Raw genomic sequence first — 20,474 nt, forward strand, 5'->3', positions numbered from 1 at the left:
TAGAAAATCACTTATGTAGGTTGATTAAGAAGTAAGTTTTCGCAGCTGGGATAGCACAAGTATAGAGCCCAGATGCTCCCATAATTTGGCTCCCAAATTATTAGATATAATTTATGTGATTTCCATAACTTAGGAGGACTAAACCTTTCTATAGTGTAAATATATCTTTAAATCGGGCTATATGATACCCTTTGGATAATACCAATTTGGATTGTTCACTTTCAGGATTTAGCATTGGATTTGTGTGATTCATATGAATAAACCAAACTTTGTTTTTTTCATGAGCGGATAATTTATCAAAAAGTTCCATGCTCTCCAATACCGTTGGGTGTGGAATCTCTGAAATATCCCTGTTATCTATTTCCTTTTCACTAAAAAATCCGGCATCGAGAAAGGCATAGTTCACTTTTTTTATCTCAGCAACAATATTTGTATTCCATTTATGCCATTTATCAATATCCGGGATAAAAAGAACGGTTTTATTCGGACCGATAATCTTGTATCCTACAGTTTCTGAATATTCATCCCTATGTGGCACAAGAAAAGGGATAACGCTTAAATTTGAAGTAAGCGAGATTTCCTGTTTATTATTCAAAGATTGCAGAGAAATATTCTGATTCCTAACCAGCTGACTCCAGGGACCGTTATTCCTTATATAGGAATCCATAACAGGCATTGCAAACACATTGACATTTGAAGCACCCATCGCTTCTGTTCCGAGATACATCAGGCCTGTATAATGCCCAATATGAGCATGTGTAAGAAAAATGCCATCACCTATCTCGTTTTGATTTTTTGGGAGGTAACTCTTTAATATTTTAAACTGTTCCGTCATATCCGGAGTGGCTTCAAAGAGGTATTTTTTGTTGTTTTCCGGATCAACAACGCCCAAAGAGACCACTTTTCTGCTGTCATCAGGGTTTTGAAAGAGTGCGCGGCAACATTCCTTTTTACAGGCAATATGTGGTGAACCGGCGTCTTGTACATTACCAAGAACTATCAAAGAAGTTTGTGATGGCGCAATCTGTTCAGATACGCTGACAGCTGTTTTTTTATCCGGGGAAGGATTGCATGAGCAAACGCCTGCCAGTAAAAGGTAAATCAGTTTTTTCATTTATTTTTAATTTGGGCCCATTCTGTCCAAGAACCATCATAAACAGATTTATCATTCATTAATACAAACTCACTTGCCAGTAATATAATACAAGCCGTAACTCCTGAACCACAACTGAAAACCAGGGGTTTTTCATTAATATCAAGTTTATTGAAAATTGCTTTAAGCGCTTTTTTAGATTTATACTTTCCTTGTTCCAATACTTCCGTGTAAGGTAAATTTAAAGAGGCTGGTATATTCCCGCTTGGTAAACCTTCACGCGGTTCCGGGGCTATCCCGTTAAATCGACCGGGGGAACGTGCATCAATTAAGACGGAAGCTTGTGAGATTACATTGGACAATACAAAATCATAATCTTTAACCATTTCGGGTTGAAATTTTGACTCAAAATCACCTGGTTTAATATTATTTTCTTTTTGCTGTACGGTCTCATAGCCCTGACTTATCCATTCGGGCAGGCCACCATTGAGGACAGCTATATTTTGGTGCCCCATTACTTTGAACATCCACCAAACCCTGGGGCTTATGTAAATCCCAAGATTGTCATATACTACAATTTTACTTGAATTATTAATTCCTAATTTTCTACAGCTATTTTCAAATTGTTTAGGACTTGGAAGGGTGTTGGGAAGTTCACTGGCCGTATCACTAAACTCATATTTCAGATCGAAATGTCTGGCCCCTTTGATACCGATGTTTTCAAAATCAGGTTTTTCGGTTTTTGGACTGGCATCTAAAACTATTAAATCGGGATCTTCCAAATTATTATTTAACCAGGAGGAAGATACTAGTGGTTCTGTCATTTATATTTTTGGTTTTAGTGAGCGCAGACTAACTTTTTTAAATAACATTATTCAACATTTTATCAATTTCCAAGGCCTATTGGAGTTTATCAAATTCAATAAATTCATATTCCGGAGAAGACTCTAAAAGTTGTCGCAGTATTTCAGCATGACCATTACCAAAAATCATCAGTATCCTGTCATCTTTATTTTCTGTAATCTCCTGTAATTTTCTAAAAATCCTCAAATTTCTGTTGTACCACCAAATAGATAAAATATCAGCACCTCTTCCGTTATCTAACTTAAAGTCACCTACTAAATATACGCCAAACCCATACTGATGCGATTCTCTGGAATTAATATGCTTTAAATATTCCAGTAAATTTATGTTTGGAATATTCCGAGCTTCTTCTTTATACCATTCCCGATAATATGCATTGTAGGGATCTGCATTTTCAAAATCGAAATCCCGAAATAGCTTTTCAAAATATATGGAATCGAGCTTTACCAAATCTTCATCATAGGATGTAGCGTTAATGCTATACAAAGTGTCTAGTTTTAGCTCAGAAGCCAATCTAATGGCAAGCTGAAAGCGTTCGTCTCTTTCGTCCCTATACTTACCTTCATTGTAACCTCTTAATTTATCTGTAGCCTTCCATTCTTCAAAGGCCTCAATGGCAATTTTTGTAGGTTGAAATGCTTTTATATACTCTACCACTTCTGTTACTTCTGACTTCTTGGGCTCTACTAAAACATCAATTTTATCTTCATCTGCGGTTTTATTAACATCCAGGCCTGGATAATCAAAGTGAAAAGTCCCAACCACCAATACTTTGGTCTTTTCCTTTGGAAAGTATTCGGATGCCGGTTTTAATTTTGGCTCTGCAATGGACTCATTTTTTTGAGAACAAGAGAATAGAATTATAAGGACTATTAATAAGGAGATAAGCTTCATTAAAATCAATTATTATTTTATTTATATGTGCTGTATACATGTGTTATCACGGTCCGGATTTTATTTATAGGCAGGAATAAACTCTTCCAGAACAGCCTTTTTAATTAATTTGGGAGGAAGTAGTCCCTGTCCTAAAACAAAATCGTGAAAAGCCAGTTGATCGAACTTTTCTCCTAAAATTAGTTCAGTTTCCGCCCTTAATTCCATCAATCTTAGGTAACCATTAAAGTAAGAGGTGGCTTGTCCGGGCGCTCTAAACTGGTACCGTTCCAATTCTGACCGCACCAATGCCTCAGATAAAACAATCTCCTGACTTAATATATATCTGGCATCCTCCGGTGTAATCGTACCTAAATTCAATCCAGGATCAAGAAAAGCACGCCCGGAACGTACCAATCTGCTCCAAAGAGTCATAAACTGCCCTTCAATAGGCAGAAATGGTAGTATTATCTCTTCCGAATACAAGGCCCAACCTTCTATATTTACACTGTTAGCAGCAAAGATGACCCGTGCCTGTGAAACACCTCTTTCTACCATTGCTGTAAACTGCAATTCATGACCGGGACGGCCTTCATGTGCGGTCAAAGGCCATGAAGCGGAGAGGTGTGTAAAATCATCAATTTTTAAGGAAGTCCCATCTGAACCTCCGGTCGCTTTTAAGGGCAGAACAAATTCGCCATATTCACCAGTATTCCCAATAAGTCTTGGAGGGCTCATAAACGGAGCGGGTGCAGCGGCACTTTCTGCCGGGGAAGCCAGACGAATTGTCATTTCTCTGTCGGGTAAAGTCAATATTTGCTGGTCTTTTATAATTGCTTCAATCTCCTTGATCTGCTGTCTGTAAACCGTTAAAATGTTTGCACTGTCTAGCTGTTCTTTTTTCATAGAGCGAAGAACATCCCTGTAGTCGTCAGACGGATAATTATTTTTTTCTGCGATAATTTTTCCCAGGACCTGCAATTGCGTCTGCAGTTCTTTAAAAGCCACCATTGCCCTACGTTGTAATTCTTCTATAGGCATATCCACCCCATATTCCTTTAAATTATATGAATAGATAGCAAGGGGAAGTTTAAAGTCTGTTCTGGTGTTGGGTAAAACCTCGTCGCGGATATAATCTTGATAACTTTCCAACTGGGAAACCAACTTTTTATAATCCTTTTCAAATCCTTTGATCTCGTATTTTTTAAACAAGACTTCAATTTCTTTTATATACTCTTCACTTGTTTTAAGGTCGCGCTCTACCTCTTCCTTATAAGGAGCAATTCTGTTCCTGTTTTTGTTCCATTCCCTTTGCATTTCTTCGCGCGCCAGGTTTGTTAAGGGTACATAGCCTTTTTCACTACCCACATATTTTTTTAAACGTACCAGGGCCGCCTGCCTGCGCTCCGCAGGAATGCGATCTTCCAATAAACCACGGATTCCGTTATATATCCTGCTTGTAGCATTGTAATAGGGTAGTAAATTGGCTTCAGTTAATTGAATTTCTTCTATCTCGTTTGCTGTACTTTCTATTAAGATTAGAAGGTCTTGTTTTATAAGATCATCTTCAGTTGAGGCTAGTTGGGCTTTGAAATATTGGTTGACCCCATCCAGATCCACGAGGGCTCTTTCATTAAATCCCTCCGATAAATCAGAAATTTTATCATCAAATCCATCTACACCAAGTCTTGCCGCAGATTCCGGATTATTCTTTGCAATTACATCGAGTAGTTTCCCGGTATATTGATTACTTTTTGTGATCCATTCAGGAATATCCTGGGCATAACTGATGGAAGAATTAAGACAGAAGAACAGAAGGATTAAGGCAAGAAATGCTCCTTGCGGGTCTTTCAGGTAATTTATCATATGAATTATGCTTTTAATATTATTTTTAGGAGTTGAGGTTCTTAATCACCTTCATAAGCTTTTCCTGAACCTCCGATGCAAGACTGCCCAAAGTCTCATTTTTAACCGGGCTCATAGATGCAATTGGATCGACGGCGGAAACTTCAATCTCCCCGTTTTCATGCTCTTCAACAATAACATTGCAAGGAAGGAAAACCCCAATTTTATCTTCACTTTGCAATGCTTTATATGCAAAATGAGGATTACAGGCCCCTAAAATCTTGTATTTCTTGAAATCAACGTCGATTTTATTTTTCAATGTTTCTTTCACATCGATTTCGGTGAGTACGCCGAAACCTTCTTTTTTAAGTTCTGCCGTAACTTTTTCGATCGCTTCTTCAAAGCTTTTTCCCTTTATAAGGGTATTAAAATAATAACTCATTGCGTGATATATATTTAGTAATTGTTAATGCCAAAAAAGATAATAATAGTCAAAATGACTACCGGATTTTCTATAGCAGAAATATACTTAATTAATACGAATTGAAGAAGGAGATAACCTTCATTTAGATTTAAGTGCTTGAGGAAATGGTCTAATGGTTAGATGCTATTTTCACCAAAGTCGCTTATTTTTCTCTTGACATCCATTAACAGGGCTAAAAAGCTTCCATTACTCCAAAATAAAAACCTTCATTTCCATCAACGCCCAAGGCGTAATCCAGGCGAATATTTATCTTTTTAGCTTTAGAAACCATATATCGCACACCCATTCCTGCGCTTGGTAACCATTCTCGTTCAAACTCTTCTTCACCGTTATTTTCATTTCCCCAAATACTGCCTGTTCCGGCAAAAAATACCGCCCCCCATTTTCTGTAGAAACGCCACCTGTATTCAGCTTGCAATGCAATCATATACCGACCTTTATATTTGCCGGTTTGGTATCCCCTTAAACTGTTACGAACGCCGTAGTTTTGGTACCCATCAAAAGGAACATCTCCAAACGCAAAGCCACCGGAAAGATCAAAGGCTAATATTTGATTTTCTTTAAAAGAATAGAAATAGTTAAAGGAATAGTCGGTATCTACATAGTTATTATCACTTCCAAGCCAGTCTGCATTGAGTTTTGGGCGAACACTGAAACTTAATCCTCTGGTTGGGTAATAGGGGTAGTCTCTATTATCAAAAGAAAAATTAAGCCCAATACTGGAAACAAAGTTATCCTGAATACCATTTTGTTCAAAAAAATCTTTAGTAAACTCATTTTCTTCATCCGAGCCCTGATCGAACTTGTAACTGGTTTTGGTTCCCAGATATAATAATCCCAAATAGAAATCTCCAATGACTTTACGACTGTATTCTGCAGAAACAAAAGTTCTTAGTTCAGAATAGACCAGGCGAAGGTCGTTTCCCTGTTCTTCATAAAGAAAATCATTGTTTATTTTTAAAGTGCCAATGCCAAAAGTTGCTCTGTTTTTATCTTCATTCCAAAAAAAGCGTCCAAAAGGGGCAATTAAATAACTATTATTGGTGCTGTAAATACCATAAAGGGAGATGAGAGAGGGTGGGGAACCTTCATCATCCTTCTTGAGTTTAAAAAAATACATTCCAAGACCCCCAAACCCTGTACCCATAGTGGGATTATTTGTAATTAACGGAACAGCCACAAAGGTTTTGGAGTTTTTATCGAATACCGAATCAATTGAAATAGAATCCTGGCTAAATGAGATGTAAGCACACAGGAATATTGAACAAAGGAAAATATTATTTTTGAAAATTGATTTAAAGCATTTAATTTTCATTTTGTTTCTTTTGTTTATTCTTCGGGCACTTCGATTTCTTCGCCCCAAATGTATTTGCCAAACCACTTCCAATTGTGCCAGGTAGCAGCAAGCCTTTCTTTTGGTTTATTTATACCATGGCCAAACCCTTTGTAAATTATTAATTCGGTTTTAACCTCTTTATCCTGAAGACCCTGGAATAATTCATAGGCATTTGCTACCGGAACTCGTTTGTCGAATTCACCATGTTGGATCAGCGTTGGGGTGGAAGCATTATTTATGTTAGTCATAGGAGAGGTTTTCTCATAGATTTCTTTATCACTCCATGGTGTTCCTTTTAAATATTGCCTGGTAAACGGGTGAATATCAGTATTTACGTAATAGGTCATCCAGTTAGAAATCCCCGCACCTACGGAAATAGCTTTGAATATTGTTGAGTTTGTGGTTAAAAAAGCAGAAATGTAGCCACCCTGGCTCCACCCCATAGCACCCACTTTATTGCCATCAATGATACCTTTGTCTTCCAGATATGCCACTCCGGACAATACGTCCCATGCATCTCCGACGCCTAAGTTCTTGACATTTAAGGACCTGAACGCTTCGCCGTAACCCGCAGATCCTCTGTAATTTGGTCGTAATATCAACGCCCCTTTATTAAGCCATTGGACCATGGGATAAACATAAGATGGGGTAGGACCGGGGGTTGAGATGCCAGTTGGCCCTCCGTGAATGATTACCAGCAGCGGATATTTTTTAGCAGGGTCATAATCCTGAGGTTTGTGCAATACACCTTCAATGACCGCCCCATCTTGACTTTTCCAGGAAATAACCTCACTTTTAGCCACTAACCAATTGTTTAGTTGCATGGTAGACTCGGTAATTTTTCTTGAATCTTTCAAGGGGTAATCGCCATGGTAGATTTCTCTTAAATCATTGTCATTTGAAGCTGTGTACGCTATTTTTTCACCATCTTTTGAAAAGGAATAATTCCATATTCTCTCTGAGTTGACAGCCAAACTTTTTGTCTTTCCATTTTCCGGATTTATCCTTAGTATAGGACGTTTAGTCTTCTGCCATGCGATTCCGAAGATTCCATTTTTGGTCCACTTTAAACGCGAGATTTCCTCATCAAAATCCGCTGCCAGTTGTTTATTTTGTGACCCGTCTGTATTAATTCTGAATAGCTTCCCGTTTGTATAATAATTAGAGATGCTATCGTTGAGGTTGGTTTGATAAAGAATGGCATCGCCATCCGGGGACCAATCTATTAGGCCATCGTAACTTAAATTATTTATCAGGAGTTTGTGTGTTTTTGTAGCTATATCATAGATCGAAATATCGGCTTTGAAAAAACTGTTTATTAAAGGGTCGGGTTGATGTTCCATTGCTATTTTCTTGCCATCCGGAGACCATTTAAATCTATTAATGGAAAACGCTGCACTATCCAGTAATAATTTGGCTTTGAGCTTTTCGGCATAAACAGTATCCTTTAGCTGATCTGGTCGTAGTTTTTGGTTTAATTGCGCTGGTTTGAAATCTGCTACCCAAATCTGATTTAAATTGTATTCCTCATCTTCTACAGCAAAACCTCCATATTTTTCTTTACGTTTTTTTTCTTCTTTGGATTTGTCTTCAGATTGAAGAAATGCAATTTTTTGACTGTCCGGTGACCATTCAAAATCCTTGATGTTGTTATCAGTATGCGTAACCTGAAAAGCTTCTCCACCATCCACTCGAATTACGTGTATTTGGGTTTTTTCACCTCGTTTGGACAGAAAAGCAATCCATTGGCCATCTGGTGACCACTCAGGGTTGGTACTACTCTCTTTAAGATTATTGGTTAGCTGAAATGGTTTACCCCCGTTCTTTGAAAGCCATAATTCCCTGTCATACTTGTTTTCTTTCCAATCTGTAGCTTGCGACTCAAATACAATGTGGTTGCCGTACGGCGAAATCACAGCATTATAAAAAGATCTCAAAGAAATAATATCCTCAAAAGAAGGGGATTTAGGTGTTTGGGCATTTAAGAAACCCAGATAGGTGGAGACAAGAAGAATCAGGAATATATTTTTCATAGGGCATTAAAAATTATTAACACAAGGTTTATGGTTGGTGCGAAATCAAACTCTAATTTAATGATTTCCAATCTTCCCAAGCTATCTCCCTTCCTGGATAAGCAACTTTTTTGAAGGGCCAGTCTTTTTCAATCCATTCTTTAACAGTATTAAAAAGTATATCATCCAGGCCTTTATCCAGCATACTTGTTCGAATCCACATAGTTATTCTGGCATCATAATCACCCTTTGTGGTGGGATTGATATAAAGACATCCAAGTACTTCGCTTTCATCTAAAGAAACTACGGTATAGGCAAATGAACTTCTCATTTGGAATTCTTTCTGGTGCCATCCCAAATCAATCAAATCCTGTTCAAAAGTTAAGTCTTTGGTAGGCCAGCTAGATACAGGAAACATTTTCTGCAAATGATCAATACTGGTCATCACCGCATCATAGTCTTTAACTAAGTCATTCACGGTAAGCATCCGTATGCGCAGCTTATGATTTTCCAGTGTATCAGGAATTTTAAAGTCTTTTGGAACAAATGGTTTGGTTTGTGAACACATGGTAATTGAAAAAAGTACTATTAACGAACAACTGATTAAAAAATATTTTTTCTTCATAATTTTTAGGCTGAATTTATAGATTTATTTTTCAAACTAACTTTTATTTCGAAAATGATTTACTTTTTTCTGCATCTGAAAATAACAGGAAATTAAAAAGGTGGTCAAAATTTTGACCACCTTAGATTTTAATTCGCAATGGGTTATTCTTGCGCTGCAATCTGTGCTGCAAGGCCATTCACATCAAAATAGTCGGATGACTGTACAATCTTCCCCTCTTCGTTGACCGAAGAAAGATTAAAAAATTTAACGCCTATTTCTTTTCCGCTTTCTGTATGAGTTGCGGTCCAGGTGCCATATACCCGTATTACCCCGGCGCTGGCATTTGCATTTTGCCCGGGGAAAACAGATCCGGACCAGAAGCCATTGGCCGTAGAATCCGGCATGACAATACCTTCGGCATATTTAATATTGTCAAAGTTATCATGATAGCTTTTTAGGGCTGCCAGAAGATCTTCTTTGCCTAACCATTGGTTTCCATTATAAGCCGGAGGGCTCCAATTCATATCATCAGCGAGCAAAGCACTTTGAGCGTCTAAATCTTCGTCGCTATGTGCCTGAAAAAAAGCGCGAATAACCGCCACTTTTTTATCATAGTCCGCAGAATCCGGAGCCTCAGTTTCCTCTACAAGCACCTCGACCTCTTGTTCTTTTTCTTTACAGCTGAAAAGGGTCAATACAGCAAGCATTAGTAGTCCAAACAGTTTTGTTTTCATTGTTCTAGTTTTTTTAAAGGTTAGTATATACGGGGGAGTTGCTTCCAAGATACGGTTTTTTCATGAAATCGTGCATTCTTATTATTTGGCTCGATTACAGAAGTCTAATACTTGTGCTATAAGCAGGGGAAAAAAGGTTTGAAGCGAGTCCGTGGTGTTTCTACCAGAGAAATGGAAGTGTTTAGTCTATCGTCTGGCCGTGCTTAATCTGTTCTCCCTTATTTTTCCGCAGATCAAAATTGCCATAAAAGAATAGGCGGAAGGTATGGTTCAGGTTATAGTCTGTACCACTGAGCAACTGCTGGTAGACCAACATATAACCGCAGTCAAAACTCCAGCTTTTATTTAGTTTTTGTTTGATACCCACTGTAAACCGATTTTGATCAAAAGTATTGAACACGACTTCCTTCCCGAAATTAAGGTGGATTTCATTCGCAACTAAAAAAGAAGTTTTACCGCCCTGTTTAAAAGGGATGCTAACACTCAACAAAAACCGGATGCGGTTAATAAATTGTCATCCTTCAAGGATGTCCCATCCTGAATATTGTTAAAAAAACGCTGCTCCGTCCGTATTCTAAACAAGCCGCTAAAAGTAGGGTAGGTGTCTGCCAGAATAAACTCCTGGTATATCCTGTTTTCGTTTAGATAAAGGGTCCAGTTTTCGTCTTTGGCCAGCCAGAGGTGTGCATAGCCCGCGGAGATCTTCAGATTGTCGTTAAAGCCGTATCGAGCCCCAAAACGGATAAAATTAAAACTCGGATCTTTTACAAAATTGCTACGCCGAATATGTAGGTCGGCCAGGCCGGACCAATGATTGGTAAGCTGAAAAACACTGTTAAGTGAAATCCAGGTCTGAGACTGCTGATTTACATTTTTGGTTGGTGGTTCTGTTTCAGTTTGTGCATTTATGCAAACAGAAAGGAAAAAGAGAATTAATCAAAGGCTTTTTATCCTGATACGGATCACTATTCCAATTTTCTGCAAATATATCTTATCGAAGTACGATAAAAAGAGAAAAAGTAATTTTTTGAGTTTGTAACAGGGAACCTGTTTTATAACGAAGAAGTACAATTCCGTTTTCTCAAAGTGAAAAAGATGGCAGCGGAAGAGGGCTATTCCATCTGGAGGTACTCGTTCAGTCTGTCAAAAGTGGAATCCCAACCCTTGTAAAAGCCCATCTTTTCTTGTTGTTGGCAATATTCCGCTGTTGGGTGAACTACTTTAAAAATAAAATTGGTTTTATCTCCCTTTGCCTCAAATTGGGCCTGTATTTCTACACCCTCCGTCATTGGTTTGAAATCTGCGGATGAAGTTATTTTTGCGAGCTCTGCTATTTCTGAATACACACCTTCCGTAATAAATTCATTTCCGTTCGGCATCTCCATAGTATATTTCCAGGTACCGCCAACTTTAAAGTCGTGCTGGATTACTTTAGTCTGCATCCCTTTTGGTCCCCACCAAAGTGAAATTTTTCCGGCTTGTGTCCAGGCATCCCAAACTAATTGAATGGGTGCGTTGAACGTTCTTTCAATTGTTAATGTACGATTGCTTAAATCGTTAGTATTACTCATCATTTTTATGTTTTGATTGTAATTATATGTTTAAGTAAATATTTTATAATTAATAGTATTATTCTTTGGAACTGGGATCCTCTATTATTGAAAGCATATCAATTGTTTTTTCGGTATCTTTTACATCACCAACTATTCGAATGGTATGTGTACCAGAGGTCAGGTCTAGTTTTTCAAAAATTTTGACATAGTATTGGCCATGAGTACCCGAATGATCTTCCAGGTTAAATTCCCCATAAGAAATTCCATCAACATTTATGCTAACAATACCACCCCTTGGGCTTCTGTAGGCGTAATATTGAACGGCTGTTCCGTTAAAGTTTAGCTCCGCAGTGCAATTCGCATAACCCTTTGTAAGTGTGGCACCGGAGGCATTCCAATTCTCGTTATGTGTTTCAAAGCCATTATAATTCCATCTGGGGTCATTATCTTCAATTGTTTGCCAGGAGACTTTAGTTTTGGGAACAGAAGCAGCTGTAATTTCTGAGCTCATTTCAGGAATAATCCAGTTTTCACCATTTATGGAGCCGCCCATAGCCCCGGTAACAATAGCATCAATAATACCAATTCCCCGTTCAGACATATCGCTAAAATTGTCCAGGGGTATAGGCATATTAAATCGGGTACGTGCTATATCATAGCCATCTGCGAAATCAGTCTTGTTAAATTGAACCTGTAGTTCTTTATATCCATAAAGCAAACCAAGAAGTCCACCCCAGGTTGCGGTAGGGTTATCTGAGTCCCAGCCGGACATAGCTCCAATACGTATAGTTTTTTTATAGTCTCCTTCTCCATATAATAGACTAACTATTGATGCTGCAAAATTAATTCCTGAATCCCACGGGTATTTATAATGGTATCCGGCCGTTACCGAGTACTGATAGCGATTGGCCACTTCATCACGTGTTTTTTCCCAATTTTCTTTATCAGGATTATTAGCATAGGCTGCTTTAACAAAATCATACATATCGGCAATATAAGACCAGTTCGGTATGCTCCTTCTGGCATATTCTGCCATCCAGAGTATTTGATCTTTAGGGGAAAGAGACTTATCCACAATAGCGGCAAGCGAATACATGATGATATAAAACTCTGCAGCCCATTGTGAATGCAGGTATGCAGTAGTTCTAATCGGTATGTGCCCAATCTCTAAAGCAATATCAGGACGGCCGGGAGCAAAAGCACCGAAAATTTCTGTAGTTAGCTGTGCATCTATCATGTCCCACATGGGGTTGTTTTCGGGTAAAGATGTAGCAGGAGGTATTGCACCGTTCTGCATCTGTCCCAGGGCCGCCAGGTTGGAAACCCATAGTTTGGGTAAGCCTATATGCTTTTGCCACTCGGTGCTTATTTGTGCTCCTGTTAGCATAAAATTGTCATATTTTTCAATGGCATGCTGATAGACATATTCAATATCAGTATCATCATCAGCTCCCCATGGGTTTTGGTCCAGCACATAATCATATTTGCCGGGACCAAAATCTGAATCTGTGAAAAATGGGAAATCGGTGCGTGCGTTTTCTGTTGGCAAACCGGTCCAATTGGCAATACAGCTACCAAGCCAGAAGCCTCTTAGCTTGTCTTTGTATTCTGTTCTGTTTATTTTGTAATGAATTATCTCCTTATTTTCAGCACTATCCGTCATCTGGCCAAGGGCCATATTAGTAATTAGAGTCGCAAGAATAAATAATCTTAAATATTTCATTCCCAGTTGTTTATTTCATTTATTCTTTATTATTATTTTGCCCTGGTGCCTTCCTTCACCAAAATACTGAATTAACCCGGGTACTTCACTTAGTTCGTAAGGACCATCGATTACCAGTTTAATTTTACCAGCGACGAAAATTTCGTTTATATATTCCAAATCTTTATTTGGTTTTAGGGCAACCATATGGACACGCTTATTACTAAAAACAGAAATCCAGGGTTTTAGGATAATAATCGGAATAAGGCGGTTCAGGTAACCACCAACGGTTACATACTTTCCATTGGGGTTTAATGCCCTTAAATACCGGAAAGTTGATCGGGTGGTCTTGGCATCGAGGATCAGGTCATAACCCTGTTTATTTTTGGTGAAGTCCTCCTTTTTATAATCTATGATATAATCAAAACCAAGCTCCTTCATCATCTTTAGCTTATCCCCTGAATCAACTCCTGTTACTTCGGCATCATATAACTTGGCAATTTGTAAGGCGAATGTCCCCATACCGCCACCTGCGCCATTAATCAGGATCTTCTGCCCTTTTTGAAGCCCGCCAATATCCAGCAGACCCTGTACCGCCAACATGGCTGCATGCGGGATTGAAGCGGCTTCCTCAAAACTCATTTTGATGGGTTTAAGGGTCAAGGCTTTTTCATTAATGCATACGTATTCTGCAAAACTGCCAAAACCATATTCCGAAATATCTCCATATACGGCATCGCCAATTTTAAACGAATTTGCATTTGCACCAAGAGCTTCAATAGTTCCTGCCAGTTCCATACCGGGGATTTGGTGTTTTGGCTTTAGAATACCATACAGTAAACGATATAGGTAGGGCTTCCCTCTAATCATACTCCAGTCGTAATCATTCACTGCTGTAGCGTGGATTTTTACCAAAACTTCATTCTCTTTAGGAGTTGGTTTTGCGATCTCCTTGAGCTGCAGAACCTCTGGTGAACCGTATTTTGTATATACCAACGCTCTCATGTGATTTCCATATTATTTTCCTGTAAATTCTCTCTACGAATTAATGAGAATGTGATACTAATATGCGCAAGATAGTAGGTAGGTAAAATCATAAAATCAAGTTTAGTGTATCCCAAAAATTCAGTGAGCGCAATAATTGTATCCGAAAATACAATTAGAAAAATCCCAAAAACATAAGTCCATTTAAAACCTGTATCTCCGTTAATTCCAAAAGAAGCACCAAAAGTCAGGCACGAAATGAGCAAATAAACCAGTGCGGCATACATGAGAACCTTATCGTCAATAGAGGGATAAAGTAAAAGGAAGAAAAACACTAAATAGGCCATTAGGATAAGGAGCGTAAACCTCCATTTTATTTTACCATTAAGTAAAGCAAATCCCAGATAACCGGCATGTGCTATAAAAAATAGTGCAATGCCCTTGCTAAACATCATTGGGTCTCCCAGTTTATTGGACATAAACCAGTCTCCGGCAATAGAAAACAAAAAAGCACCTATGATCATCCAGGTATCATTGGGTTGTTTGGTCTTTCTGAAGTTGAGAATTATTAAAATGATTATACCTACTCCGGCTGATCCTGATTTATAAAAAAATTCAGAGGTATTCAACGCCATAATTGCCGATAGTACGGCAAATAATAACAGACTGTAAATCCAATTATTTTTAAGTTGTTGAACATCCATATTTAAAGGTTTGTGGGATTGAGCCCTCGTTAATTTTTCAATTCAGATTCAATTATCTGAATTATTTTTTCGATATCATTTTTTAAGGGCAGATAATGAAGAGCGCTCTTGGTTTTTGAAATTCTCGTATAAAGGAATATATGATTTTCGAATTCCACAGAATTAAAAAGGTTTTTATTATTTATTGATTCAAATTTTGAATTCCCTTTAACTTCTCTCCCCATTATTCTTATGGTTTTTTTTAAATTGCCGTCTTTTAAATAATGTTCGACGGCTTTGTCGTAGAATTTTGCTCCATCTGTTTGATGTTGTTTTAATTTTTCTATAGAATTTCCAAAAGAAGCCAGATACTGTCTTAATTCAAAGTTCTCAATATTTTTAAGGTTACCAGAACTTATTATTTCAGTCAATACCCCCATACTTGGGTTAAATTCTACTGTTGGAGATATTGCATTAAAAAGATATTTATTTACGGAAGTTTCGGTAATAGTGTCATATACGTTTTTATCAAAAAGCATGGAAAGATTTTCCAAGTGATTAATTAACTGCTCATTATTTTTTATGGTCCCATTTAAAAGGTCATAATTCTGCTCAAATTCTCCTTTAAGAGACAACAAATAAATCTTTTCTACCTCTTTTTGTTGTTTTATTGTATTGAGGTTGTTTATCCATAAGGCAATCAAAATTCCGATAACAACCAGAATGATTTCACCAATTGCATATAATAAATATTTGTTGATTTTGTTTTCGGTTAGTAGTCTTTGGCGAATATGTCTAAAAAATTTAACCATAGTTATTATTTAAATTGCCCACGCCTCAGCTGGCTCCTCACTATCAAAGGTCTACCAGACCTTTGCTTATCGTTCGGCCCTCTGAAGAATTTTATCATTGCTTAGTGATAGGCTATAATATGTACTGAGGGATAGTTTATTATTTAATTAGATTGGAATTCAAAGAAAATTTACGAATTATATTCTAACTGTTTAAAAATACGAAATTTCAGTTTAGAACTAAAGAATCAATATACCTGTTTGAAAGTTTCTGTGGCGTAATTGATCTGTCACGAAATAGGTTCAGTTCATATAATGATCACAAAAAAAAGTATCTTTAAAGAGTATCGCCAGAAGTAATTTAGGGAAACACTATTTTGTTTTGATCATTTTTACCGAAAACCATCCAAGTACTATTATGAGTACTGTCATAAGGGCCCACAACCAATTTTTATTTTTGAACAAGGGTTCGGTGACGAGAACTTCCTTTTGATCAATGAGCTGCTCTTTTCCAAAATTTAAAGCAGTTAGGGTGTCCGGAATTTTTGAGGCAAAGCGTTCAATATCGTAGTTTGGTTTATTTGCTTTTTTGTTCCCATAGGCTAAGAAATAAGTTGCGGGTTCTGTAAACCTGGCAATTAATTCATGAACGTATCCCTTTGCGGTTAGCTTATGAACTGTTAGAGGTGTATTGTCCTGATTGTAGATGCTGATTTTTAGTTTTTGAAGGACTGTACTTTCAAATACGAATTCATTTTTCTCAAAGGAACTAAGTGTCCCTGAAGTTAATTGCCGATACTGATATTTCCATCCCTTTTCTGTTTTTACACTATCAGATATATAGGATATGGTAATTGGTCGGTAATAGTCGAATGTATTTTGAATATCAATTTTAATAGAACTAATTGGAACAGGTGCTTTTAAACCAATTTCAACAAGCGTAAGTTTCTGTTTTTTATCTTCAATACTTTCTGATTTTTCAATAGGGTATTTATTATAACTACCATTGGTAACCTTATTAAATTCAATTTTCGCAAAGGACAAGTCCGGTTTTTCTTTGCTTTTTATAAGAACTCTAAAATATCGGTACTTCGTCTCCGGAAAAGTAACTTTGGTAAATTGATAACTTGTTTCAGGGTTTTTGATTGATAGAATTCGATAATCATCAACAATAGTAAACCATTCCTGCTGATTTTGACTTCCTTCCAGCGACAGCTTCCAATCGAAATTATCCTGTTTAAAATTCAGCATTATCTGATTTACAGAATCTTCTGTAGGTACTTCCATCGTAAAATAATACCCTTTTTCATTATAAGTGGTATTTAATAGTTTGAAATTTACTTCAGTTCTAAGTACCTTTTCCGTTTTATGCTGCAGTATATAAGAAGCTTCAATAGTGTCATTGGACTCTGTTAGCCCAAATATCCGAATATCGGATAAATCCGGGGAAACCTTTCCAAAAACCTCTTCAGGCAAAACTATTTTGTGCCATTGGCCTGTAATTCCCGGCAATTCTCTTCTATAGGTATATTGATCAATTTGTGCATAGGAATATGAACAGATTAATAGTAGTAAACAGGCACTGATTTTCGCTTTCAATTAATCGGAAATTTTATGTTTGAATTTGTTGTATAAAAATGAAATAATCAAAAGAAGTATTCCCAGTGAAAGAAAAACAACAGTTTTTGAAATGGTGTTGAGGTGAGAGATGTCATAAAAGAAAAGTTTCATCAGCGTGATTGAAAATAGGGCTATGGCCCCTATGCGCAAGTATTTTTTTTGTTTCCAGATACCCAAAACAATCAGCAACAAGGAATAAATGCCCCAAAATATGCTAATTCCAAGTTTATAGGATTGGGAAGATCCTGAGAGATCCAATAAATTTATTAATTCGCTGGTTGTTATCCAAAGTATGGATATATGAAATAACAAATCGAAGGCCATTTTAAAATCAACTTTCATAAATTCCTTTCGAATGTAGGTATAGCAAGACATCAGGGTTATTGCCACAAAGGCAAATGAAATATATCGGATTGCAACATTAAAGGCACCAATCTGATAATAGGCAGATAAGGATTGTTCCAAATAGCTCTCACGTAGCTCGCTGAGTACATATAATCCTTGTGTTAGAAAAATTGAGACAGCAACAATAATTAGTGCAAGATTAACTAATCCTAATTGTCTGTTTTTCAACTTTTTGATATTCACAAAGGAAAGCACCGATAAAAACAGCAGCGAATAATTGATGATCCAAATTGTTTTGAAGTTCCTGAGATCATAGTTGTAGAATTCTTCATACTCATTCATGGTTAATTTAGAGTCCGCAAAAAGTTGATCAAAATAATTTCCTATTTCCAGTCTAAAGGCCATATAAATTGTGCTCAGAAGTACGGCAGGAATTAGAAAAGAAACTAACTGCTGAAATTCTTTCCTGGAACTTAAGGAAGGGAGATATTTTTTGTTGGAATTTAAAAAAGTAATATAACTGAATGCGGCAATAAATAATAGCGAACTTAGAAAGTTAATGTTAAGAAGCGGGGTCATTTTTGCGTCGCTTGAATCAAAAATGCCGAAATAATACTCCGTTGACCAATCCTGATAAATGCTGATAACTGCCAAAAGCATTAAAGGGTATGAAAGGTATTCATAGATAGGAATTTGTTTTGTTCTTCCAATCCAAAACAATAATGCTGCCTCACCAACCCATAATAGTGTCACCCAGTTTCCATCGAGCTGAACAGGAATAGCAATGGTGATAAAAACCAAAACCAATCCTGAAATAAGATAGAACAGGTTTTTATCATTCAGTTTTTGTTTGTAAATATAGGAGCTGACTGCAAAATGTAATACACCGTTAAAAATTGTAAATACACCTAAAAACTGTGATCCTGTTTCGTGTCCTGCCAAAATGCTGTAACCAATCCCGTAAAAAATGAATGAATTAGCCAGTAGTAAGAGAATATCAGTGATTTCAAATTTTTCTTTTTGTTGTAATTTGAAAGCAAGAAAAGTGACATAAAAAATAGAGAAAAACAAAGTGAGAAAGCATAAAGCCAATCCAAAGTGTACTTCGGTTTGGTATTCTGATGCATACCAGGAAGCAAAAATCAACCATGTGAGTACGAAAGACGAAAAATAAAGTCCTTTCCAGTATTTTTTAAAAGCCAGGACAAGTATTCCAGTATTTATAATGGCCATATAACCAAAAAGAACGGCAATTTTGCCAGAATCGTCACCCAGCAGAAAAGGAACTGCATATGCACCTACGAGCCCAATATGGGCTATAATTTGCTTGTTATAGTTTAAGGCAGCAATAATTATAAATACCGTAAACAATACCATTAACAGGAATGTAACTATTTGAGGAAACAGATCGTATAAACTGTATGCAACATAGGTCATGAAATATAGTATGGCCATAGCACCACTGACTAATACCGCGCTAAAATTTGCATATTTTACTTTTAATTTCAGTCCTGTCCCCAAAAGTCCCAATCCAACCAGATAACCCAATATTACCCTTGTTAACGGGCTAATTAAGTCGTTCTCAATAGAAAATTTAGCACCAATTCCCACACCAATAATCAGGATGGCAATACCAATTTTATTAATTAAGTTTTCACCTATATATTTTTCCCAGTCAAAATTTATTTTTGATTTTTGATTTCTAGCCGGAGTGTTGAATATAACAGCCTTTTCCTCTAATACCTGTTTTTTCTCAACTGGGGGTTTTTCGGTGCTGATTGGTGAAGGTTTTTGGACTGTTGAGGTTTTTTTAATTTTAGGAATTGCGATCCACAGTATTATATAAGCCAAAAATCCAATGCCAAAAAAGAAGGAAAATAGCAACCAAAGAAAACGTATCAAAATTTTATTGAGCCCAAGATATTCTGCTATCCCGGAACAAACACCTCCTAAGATTCTATGGTTGACATCCCTGTACAATTTTTTGGATGCTGTACCCGGCTGGGATGCCGCAACAGGCTCGGATGCCATAACAGGCTTGGATGCATTACCGGATTGGTACGAGGGTTTATCCTCAATTGTTTCTTTTTTTTCCGAAGGTTGTTTAATTTCTGCCTGTTTTAACTGGTATATTTCTGCTTTCAGGGCATTTACTTCTTCTAAAAAAATATCCTGCCTTTTTAGGAGTGTTTCCAGTTTCCTAGAAAGATTATTTAAATTATCCTGGTTTTCAGTCATTTGGCTGTAATAATTGGGATGAATATATCCTTTAATGAAACGCAGTCTCCCGGATTAGATTGTATAGCCAGTTTAGCTATGGCTATTTGCGGGCAATAATATCCTTTTGAAGAGAGGAGAATGTTTTAAAAATATAGTACTTTTAACATTAAGGTGCCATTAAATAAGGATATCTGAAAAGCATTCTATACACGCAATAGTCATGGCCAATATTTCCCTAAGATTATCTTTAATTAAAGGGTTTATTCTCATCCTGGCATTAGTCAGTCAGATAGCCATTGCGCAGCAAAAGAAAAAAAAGTCTGCAGTTACTCCTAGTGGAAACGCTATTGAAATATCTACCCTGGAGTTAAGGTTGACCATTTATGATTACTTTCGTGGGTTTGCCCGAAAGGTTACAGAAGCAGCTGATAGTATCATGTATTTTTCCGATGATTTCAGAATTGATAATCAGGCTTTATTTTGGAAAATGAATACTATTCCCGTGGCTTAGGGTGCTATCTTTAGTAAAGATTCTTTTGCGGCCTTTATAGATATTTCGGTTTTTAGTTATCAGATGAAACTCTATTTTGAAAAGGGGGCAGGCAAGGAAATTTTTGGGGAACATCAAAGGATTGCAATCAGGGCCTCTGATAAACTCTGGAAGGAATTAATTGATATTGGGCTTTATATTACTCATCCCAGAGATATTTCCAATGGAATTCAAAGGG

General features: G+C 37.0%; 19 protein-coding genes. 1 reads left to right on the forward strand and 18 read right to left on the reverse strand.

The genetic code is table 11. The features are described from left to right. Window positions 1-148: 148 nt before the first annotated feature. The 18 genes from WBM60_RS11300 to WBM60_RS11385 form a co-directional block, all read right to left on the reverse strand. Complete coding sequence (locus tag WBM60_RS11300; RefSeq protein ID WP_424283088.1) at window positions 149-1,114, reverse strand: MBL fold metallo-hydrolase; 966 nt, start codon at window positions 1,112-1,114, stop codon at window positions 149-151. Further along, window positions 1,111-1,917, reverse strand: a complete 807-nt coding sequence (locus WBM60_RS11305; protein WP_424278565.1) for a sulfurtransferase — start codon at window positions 1,915-1,917, stop codon at window positions 1,111-1,113. Before WBM60_RS11305 ends, WBM60_RS11300 begins: the two co-directional genes overlap by 4 nt. A 76-nt stretch (window positions 1,918-1,993) precedes the next feature. Then, window positions 1,994-2,851: a DUF5694 domain-containing protein gene (locus WBM60_RS11310; RefSeq protein ID WP_424263994.1), complete on the reverse strand. Its 858-nt coding sequence runs from the start codon at window positions 2,849-2,851 to the stop codon at window positions 1,994-1,996. A 60-nt stretch (window positions 2,852-2,911) separates the two neighbouring features. Next, window positions 2,912-4,696: a DUF885 domain-containing protein gene (locus WBM60_RS11315; RefSeq protein ID WP_424276438.1), complete on the reverse strand. Its 1,785-nt coding sequence runs from the start codon at window positions 4,694-4,696 to the stop codon at window positions 2,912-2,914. A gap of 25 nt (window positions 4,697-4,721) precedes the next feature. Continuing rightward, window positions 4,722-5,117, reverse strand: coding sequence for a DUF302 domain-containing protein (locus WBM60_RS11320; protein ID WP_424261996.1), 396 nt, complete (start codon window positions 5,115-5,117; stop codon window positions 4,722-4,724). A gap of 214 nt (window positions 5,118-5,331) precedes the next feature. Next, window positions 5,332-6,474 (reverse strand): BamA/TamA family outer membrane protein, encoded by a 1,143-nt coding sequence (locus WBM60_RS11325; protein ID WP_424278440.1) that lies wholly within the window; start codon window positions 6,472-6,474, stop codon window positions 5,332-5,334. Between the two features lie 14 nt (window positions 6,475-6,488). Beyond that, window positions 6,489-8,528 carry a S9 family peptidase gene (locus WBM60_RS11330; RefSeq protein WP_424283089.1) on the reverse strand — a complete coding sequence of 680 codons (2,040 nt, stop codon included), beginning with the start codon at window positions 8,526-8,528 and terminating at the stop codon, window positions 6,489-6,491. Window positions 8,529-8,580: 52 nt separating this feature from the next. After that, complete coding sequence (locus tag WBM60_RS11335) at window positions 8,581-9,132, reverse strand: GNAT family N-acetyltransferase (RefSeq protein ID WP_424276467.1); 552 nt, start codon at window positions 9,130-9,132, stop codon at window positions 8,581-8,583. Between the two features lie 143 nt (window positions 9,133-9,275). Beyond that, the gene (locus WBM60_RS11340) at window positions 9,276-9,848 is read right to left on the reverse strand and encodes a nuclear transport factor 2 family protein (protein WP_424283090.1); all 573 of its coding nucleotides are present in this window, start codon (window positions 9,846-9,848) and stop codon (window positions 9,276-9,278) included. 181 nt (window positions 9,849-10,029) lie between these two features. After that, window positions 10,030-10,356: a DUF2490 domain-containing protein gene (locus WBM60_RS11345; RefSeq protein ID WP_424283095.1), complete on the reverse strand. Its 327-nt coding sequence runs from the start codon at window positions 10,354-10,356 to the stop codon at window positions 10,030-10,032. Next, window positions 10,332-10,781 (reverse strand): DUF2490 domain-containing protein, encoded by a 450-nt coding sequence (locus tag WBM60_RS11350; RefSeq protein WP_424283096.1) that lies wholly within the window; start codon window positions 10,779-10,781, stop codon window positions 10,332-10,334. Before WBM60_RS11350 ends, WBM60_RS11345 begins: the two co-directional genes overlap by 25 nt. Window positions 10,782-10,960: 179 nt before the next feature. Then, window positions 10,961-11,422 (reverse strand): SRPBCC family protein, encoded by a 462-nt coding sequence (locus WBM60_RS11355; RefSeq protein WP_424283091.1) that lies wholly within the window; start codon window positions 11,420-11,422, stop codon window positions 10,961-10,963. 55 nt (window positions 11,423-11,477) lie between these two features. Next, window positions 11,478-13,124, reverse strand: a complete 1,647-nt coding sequence (locus WBM60_RS11360) for an ADP-ribosylglycohydrolase family protein (RefSeq protein ID WP_424283092.1) — start codon at window positions 13,122-13,124, stop codon at window positions 11,478-11,480. A 15-nt stretch (window positions 13,125-13,139) separates the two neighbouring features. After that, entirely contained in the window at window positions 13,140-14,108 is a 969-nt protein-coding gene (locus tag WBM60_RS11365) for an NAD(P)-dependent alcohol dehydrogenase (protein WP_424276476.1), read from the reverse strand. Beyond that, window positions 14,105-14,791, reverse strand: a complete 687-nt coding sequence (locus WBM60_RS11370; RefSeq protein ID WP_424258943.1) for a lysoplasmalogenase — start codon at window positions 14,789-14,791, stop codon at window positions 14,105-14,107. Before WBM60_RS11370 ends, WBM60_RS11365 begins: the two co-directional genes overlap by 4 nt. A gap of 29 nt (window positions 14,792-14,820) precedes the next feature. Then, a complete protein-coding gene (locus tag WBM60_RS11375) occupies window positions 14,821-15,582 on the reverse strand; it encodes a hypothetical protein (RefSeq protein WP_424258945.1) in 762 nt (253 codons plus the stop codon). 351 nt (window positions 15,583-15,933) lie between these two features. Continuing rightward, a complete protein-coding gene (locus WBM60_RS11380; RefSeq protein ID WP_424258946.1) occupies window positions 15,934-17,160 on the reverse strand; it encodes a DUF3999 family protein in 1,227 nt (408 codons plus the stop codon). Further along, window positions 17,161-19,764: a DUF2339 domain-containing protein gene (locus WBM60_RS11385; protein ID WP_424283093.1), complete on the reverse strand. Its 2,604-nt coding sequence runs from the start codon at window positions 19,762-19,764 to the stop codon at window positions 17,161-17,163. Between the two features lie 202 nt (window positions 19,765-19,966). On the opposite strand from WBM60_RS11385, the gene WBM60_RS11390 reads away from it, so the two are divergent. Next, window positions 19,967-20,257, forward strand: a complete 291-nt coding sequence (locus tag WBM60_RS11390; RefSeq protein WP_424278045.1) for a hypothetical protein — start codon at window positions 19,967-19,969, stop codon at window positions 20,255-20,257. Window positions 20,258-20,474 lie beyond the last annotated feature (217 nt).

It is taken from the genome of Eudoraea sp. (assembly GCF_049669105.1).
Classification (GTDB): domain Bacteria; phylum Bacteroidota; class Bacteroidia; order Flavobacteriales; family Flavobacteriaceae; genus Eudoraea.

What these genes read in the sequence shown, in the direction of transcription:
- WBM60_RS11340 (WP_424283090.1), bottom strand. Translation starts at nt 9,848, where the DNA reads ATGAAAACAAAACTGTTTGGACTACTAATGCTTGCTGTATTGACCCTT.
- WBM60_RS11315 (WP_424276438.1), bottom strand. Translation starts at nt 4,696, where the DNA reads ATGATAAATTACCTGAAAGACCCGCAAGGAGCATTTCTTGCCTTAATC.
- WBM60_RS11375 (WP_424258945.1), bottom strand. Translation starts at nt 15,582, where the DNA reads ATGGTTAAATTTTTTAGACATATTCGCCAAAGACTACTAACCGAAAAC.
- WBM60_RS11305 (WP_424278565.1), bottom strand. Translation starts at nt 1,917, where the DNA reads ATGACAGAACCACTAGTATCTTCCTCCTGGTTAAATAATAATTTGGAA.
- WBM60_RS11390 (WP_424278045.1), top strand. Translation starts at nt 19,967, where the DNA reads ATGGCCAATATTTCCCTAAGATTATCTTTAATTAAAGGGTTTATTCTC.
- WBM60_RS11355 (WP_424283091.1), bottom strand. Translation starts at nt 11,422, where the DNA reads ATGATGAGTAATACTAACGATTTAAGCAATCGTACATTAACAATTGAA.
- WBM60_RS11325 (WP_424278440.1), bottom strand. Translation starts at nt 6,474, where the DNA reads ATGAAAATTAAATGCTTTAAATCAATTTTCAAAAATAATATTTTCCTT.
- WBM60_RS11320 (WP_424261996.1), bottom strand. Translation starts at nt 5,117, where the DNA reads ATGAGTTATTATTTTAATACCCTTATAAAGGGAAAAAGCTTTGAAGAA.
- WBM60_RS11310 (WP_424263994.1), bottom strand. Translation starts at nt 2,851, where the DNA reads ATGAAGCTTATCTCCTTATTAATAGTCCTTATAATTCTATTCTCTTGT.
- WBM60_RS11360 (WP_424283092.1), bottom strand. Translation starts at nt 13,124, where the DNA reads ATGAAATATTTAAGATTATTTATTCTTGCGACTCTAATTACTAATATG.
- WBM60_RS11330 (WP_424283089.1), bottom strand. Translation starts at nt 8,528, where the DNA reads ATGAAAAATATATTCCTGATTCTTCTTGTCTCCACCTATCTGGGTTTC.
- WBM60_RS11300 (WP_424283088.1), bottom strand. Translation starts at nt 1,114, where the DNA reads ATGAAAAAACTGATTTACCTTTTACTGGCAGGCGTTTGCTCATGCAAT.
- WBM60_RS11365 (WP_424276476.1), bottom strand. Translation starts at nt 14,108, where the DNA reads ATGAGAGCGTTGGTATATACAAAATACGGTTCACCAGAGGTTCTGCAG.
- WBM60_RS11335 (WP_424276467.1), bottom strand. Translation starts at nt 9,132, where the DNA reads ATGAAGAAAAAATATTTTTTAATCAGTTGTTCGTTAATAGTACTTTTT.
- WBM60_RS11370 (WP_424258943.1), bottom strand. Translation starts at nt 14,791, where the DNA reads ATGGATGTTCAACAACTTAAAAATAATTGGATTTACAGTCTGTTATTA.
- WBM60_RS11385 (WP_424283093.1), bottom strand. Translation starts at nt 19,764, where the DNA reads ATGACTGAAAACCAGGATAATTTAAATAATCTTTCTAGGAAACTGGAA.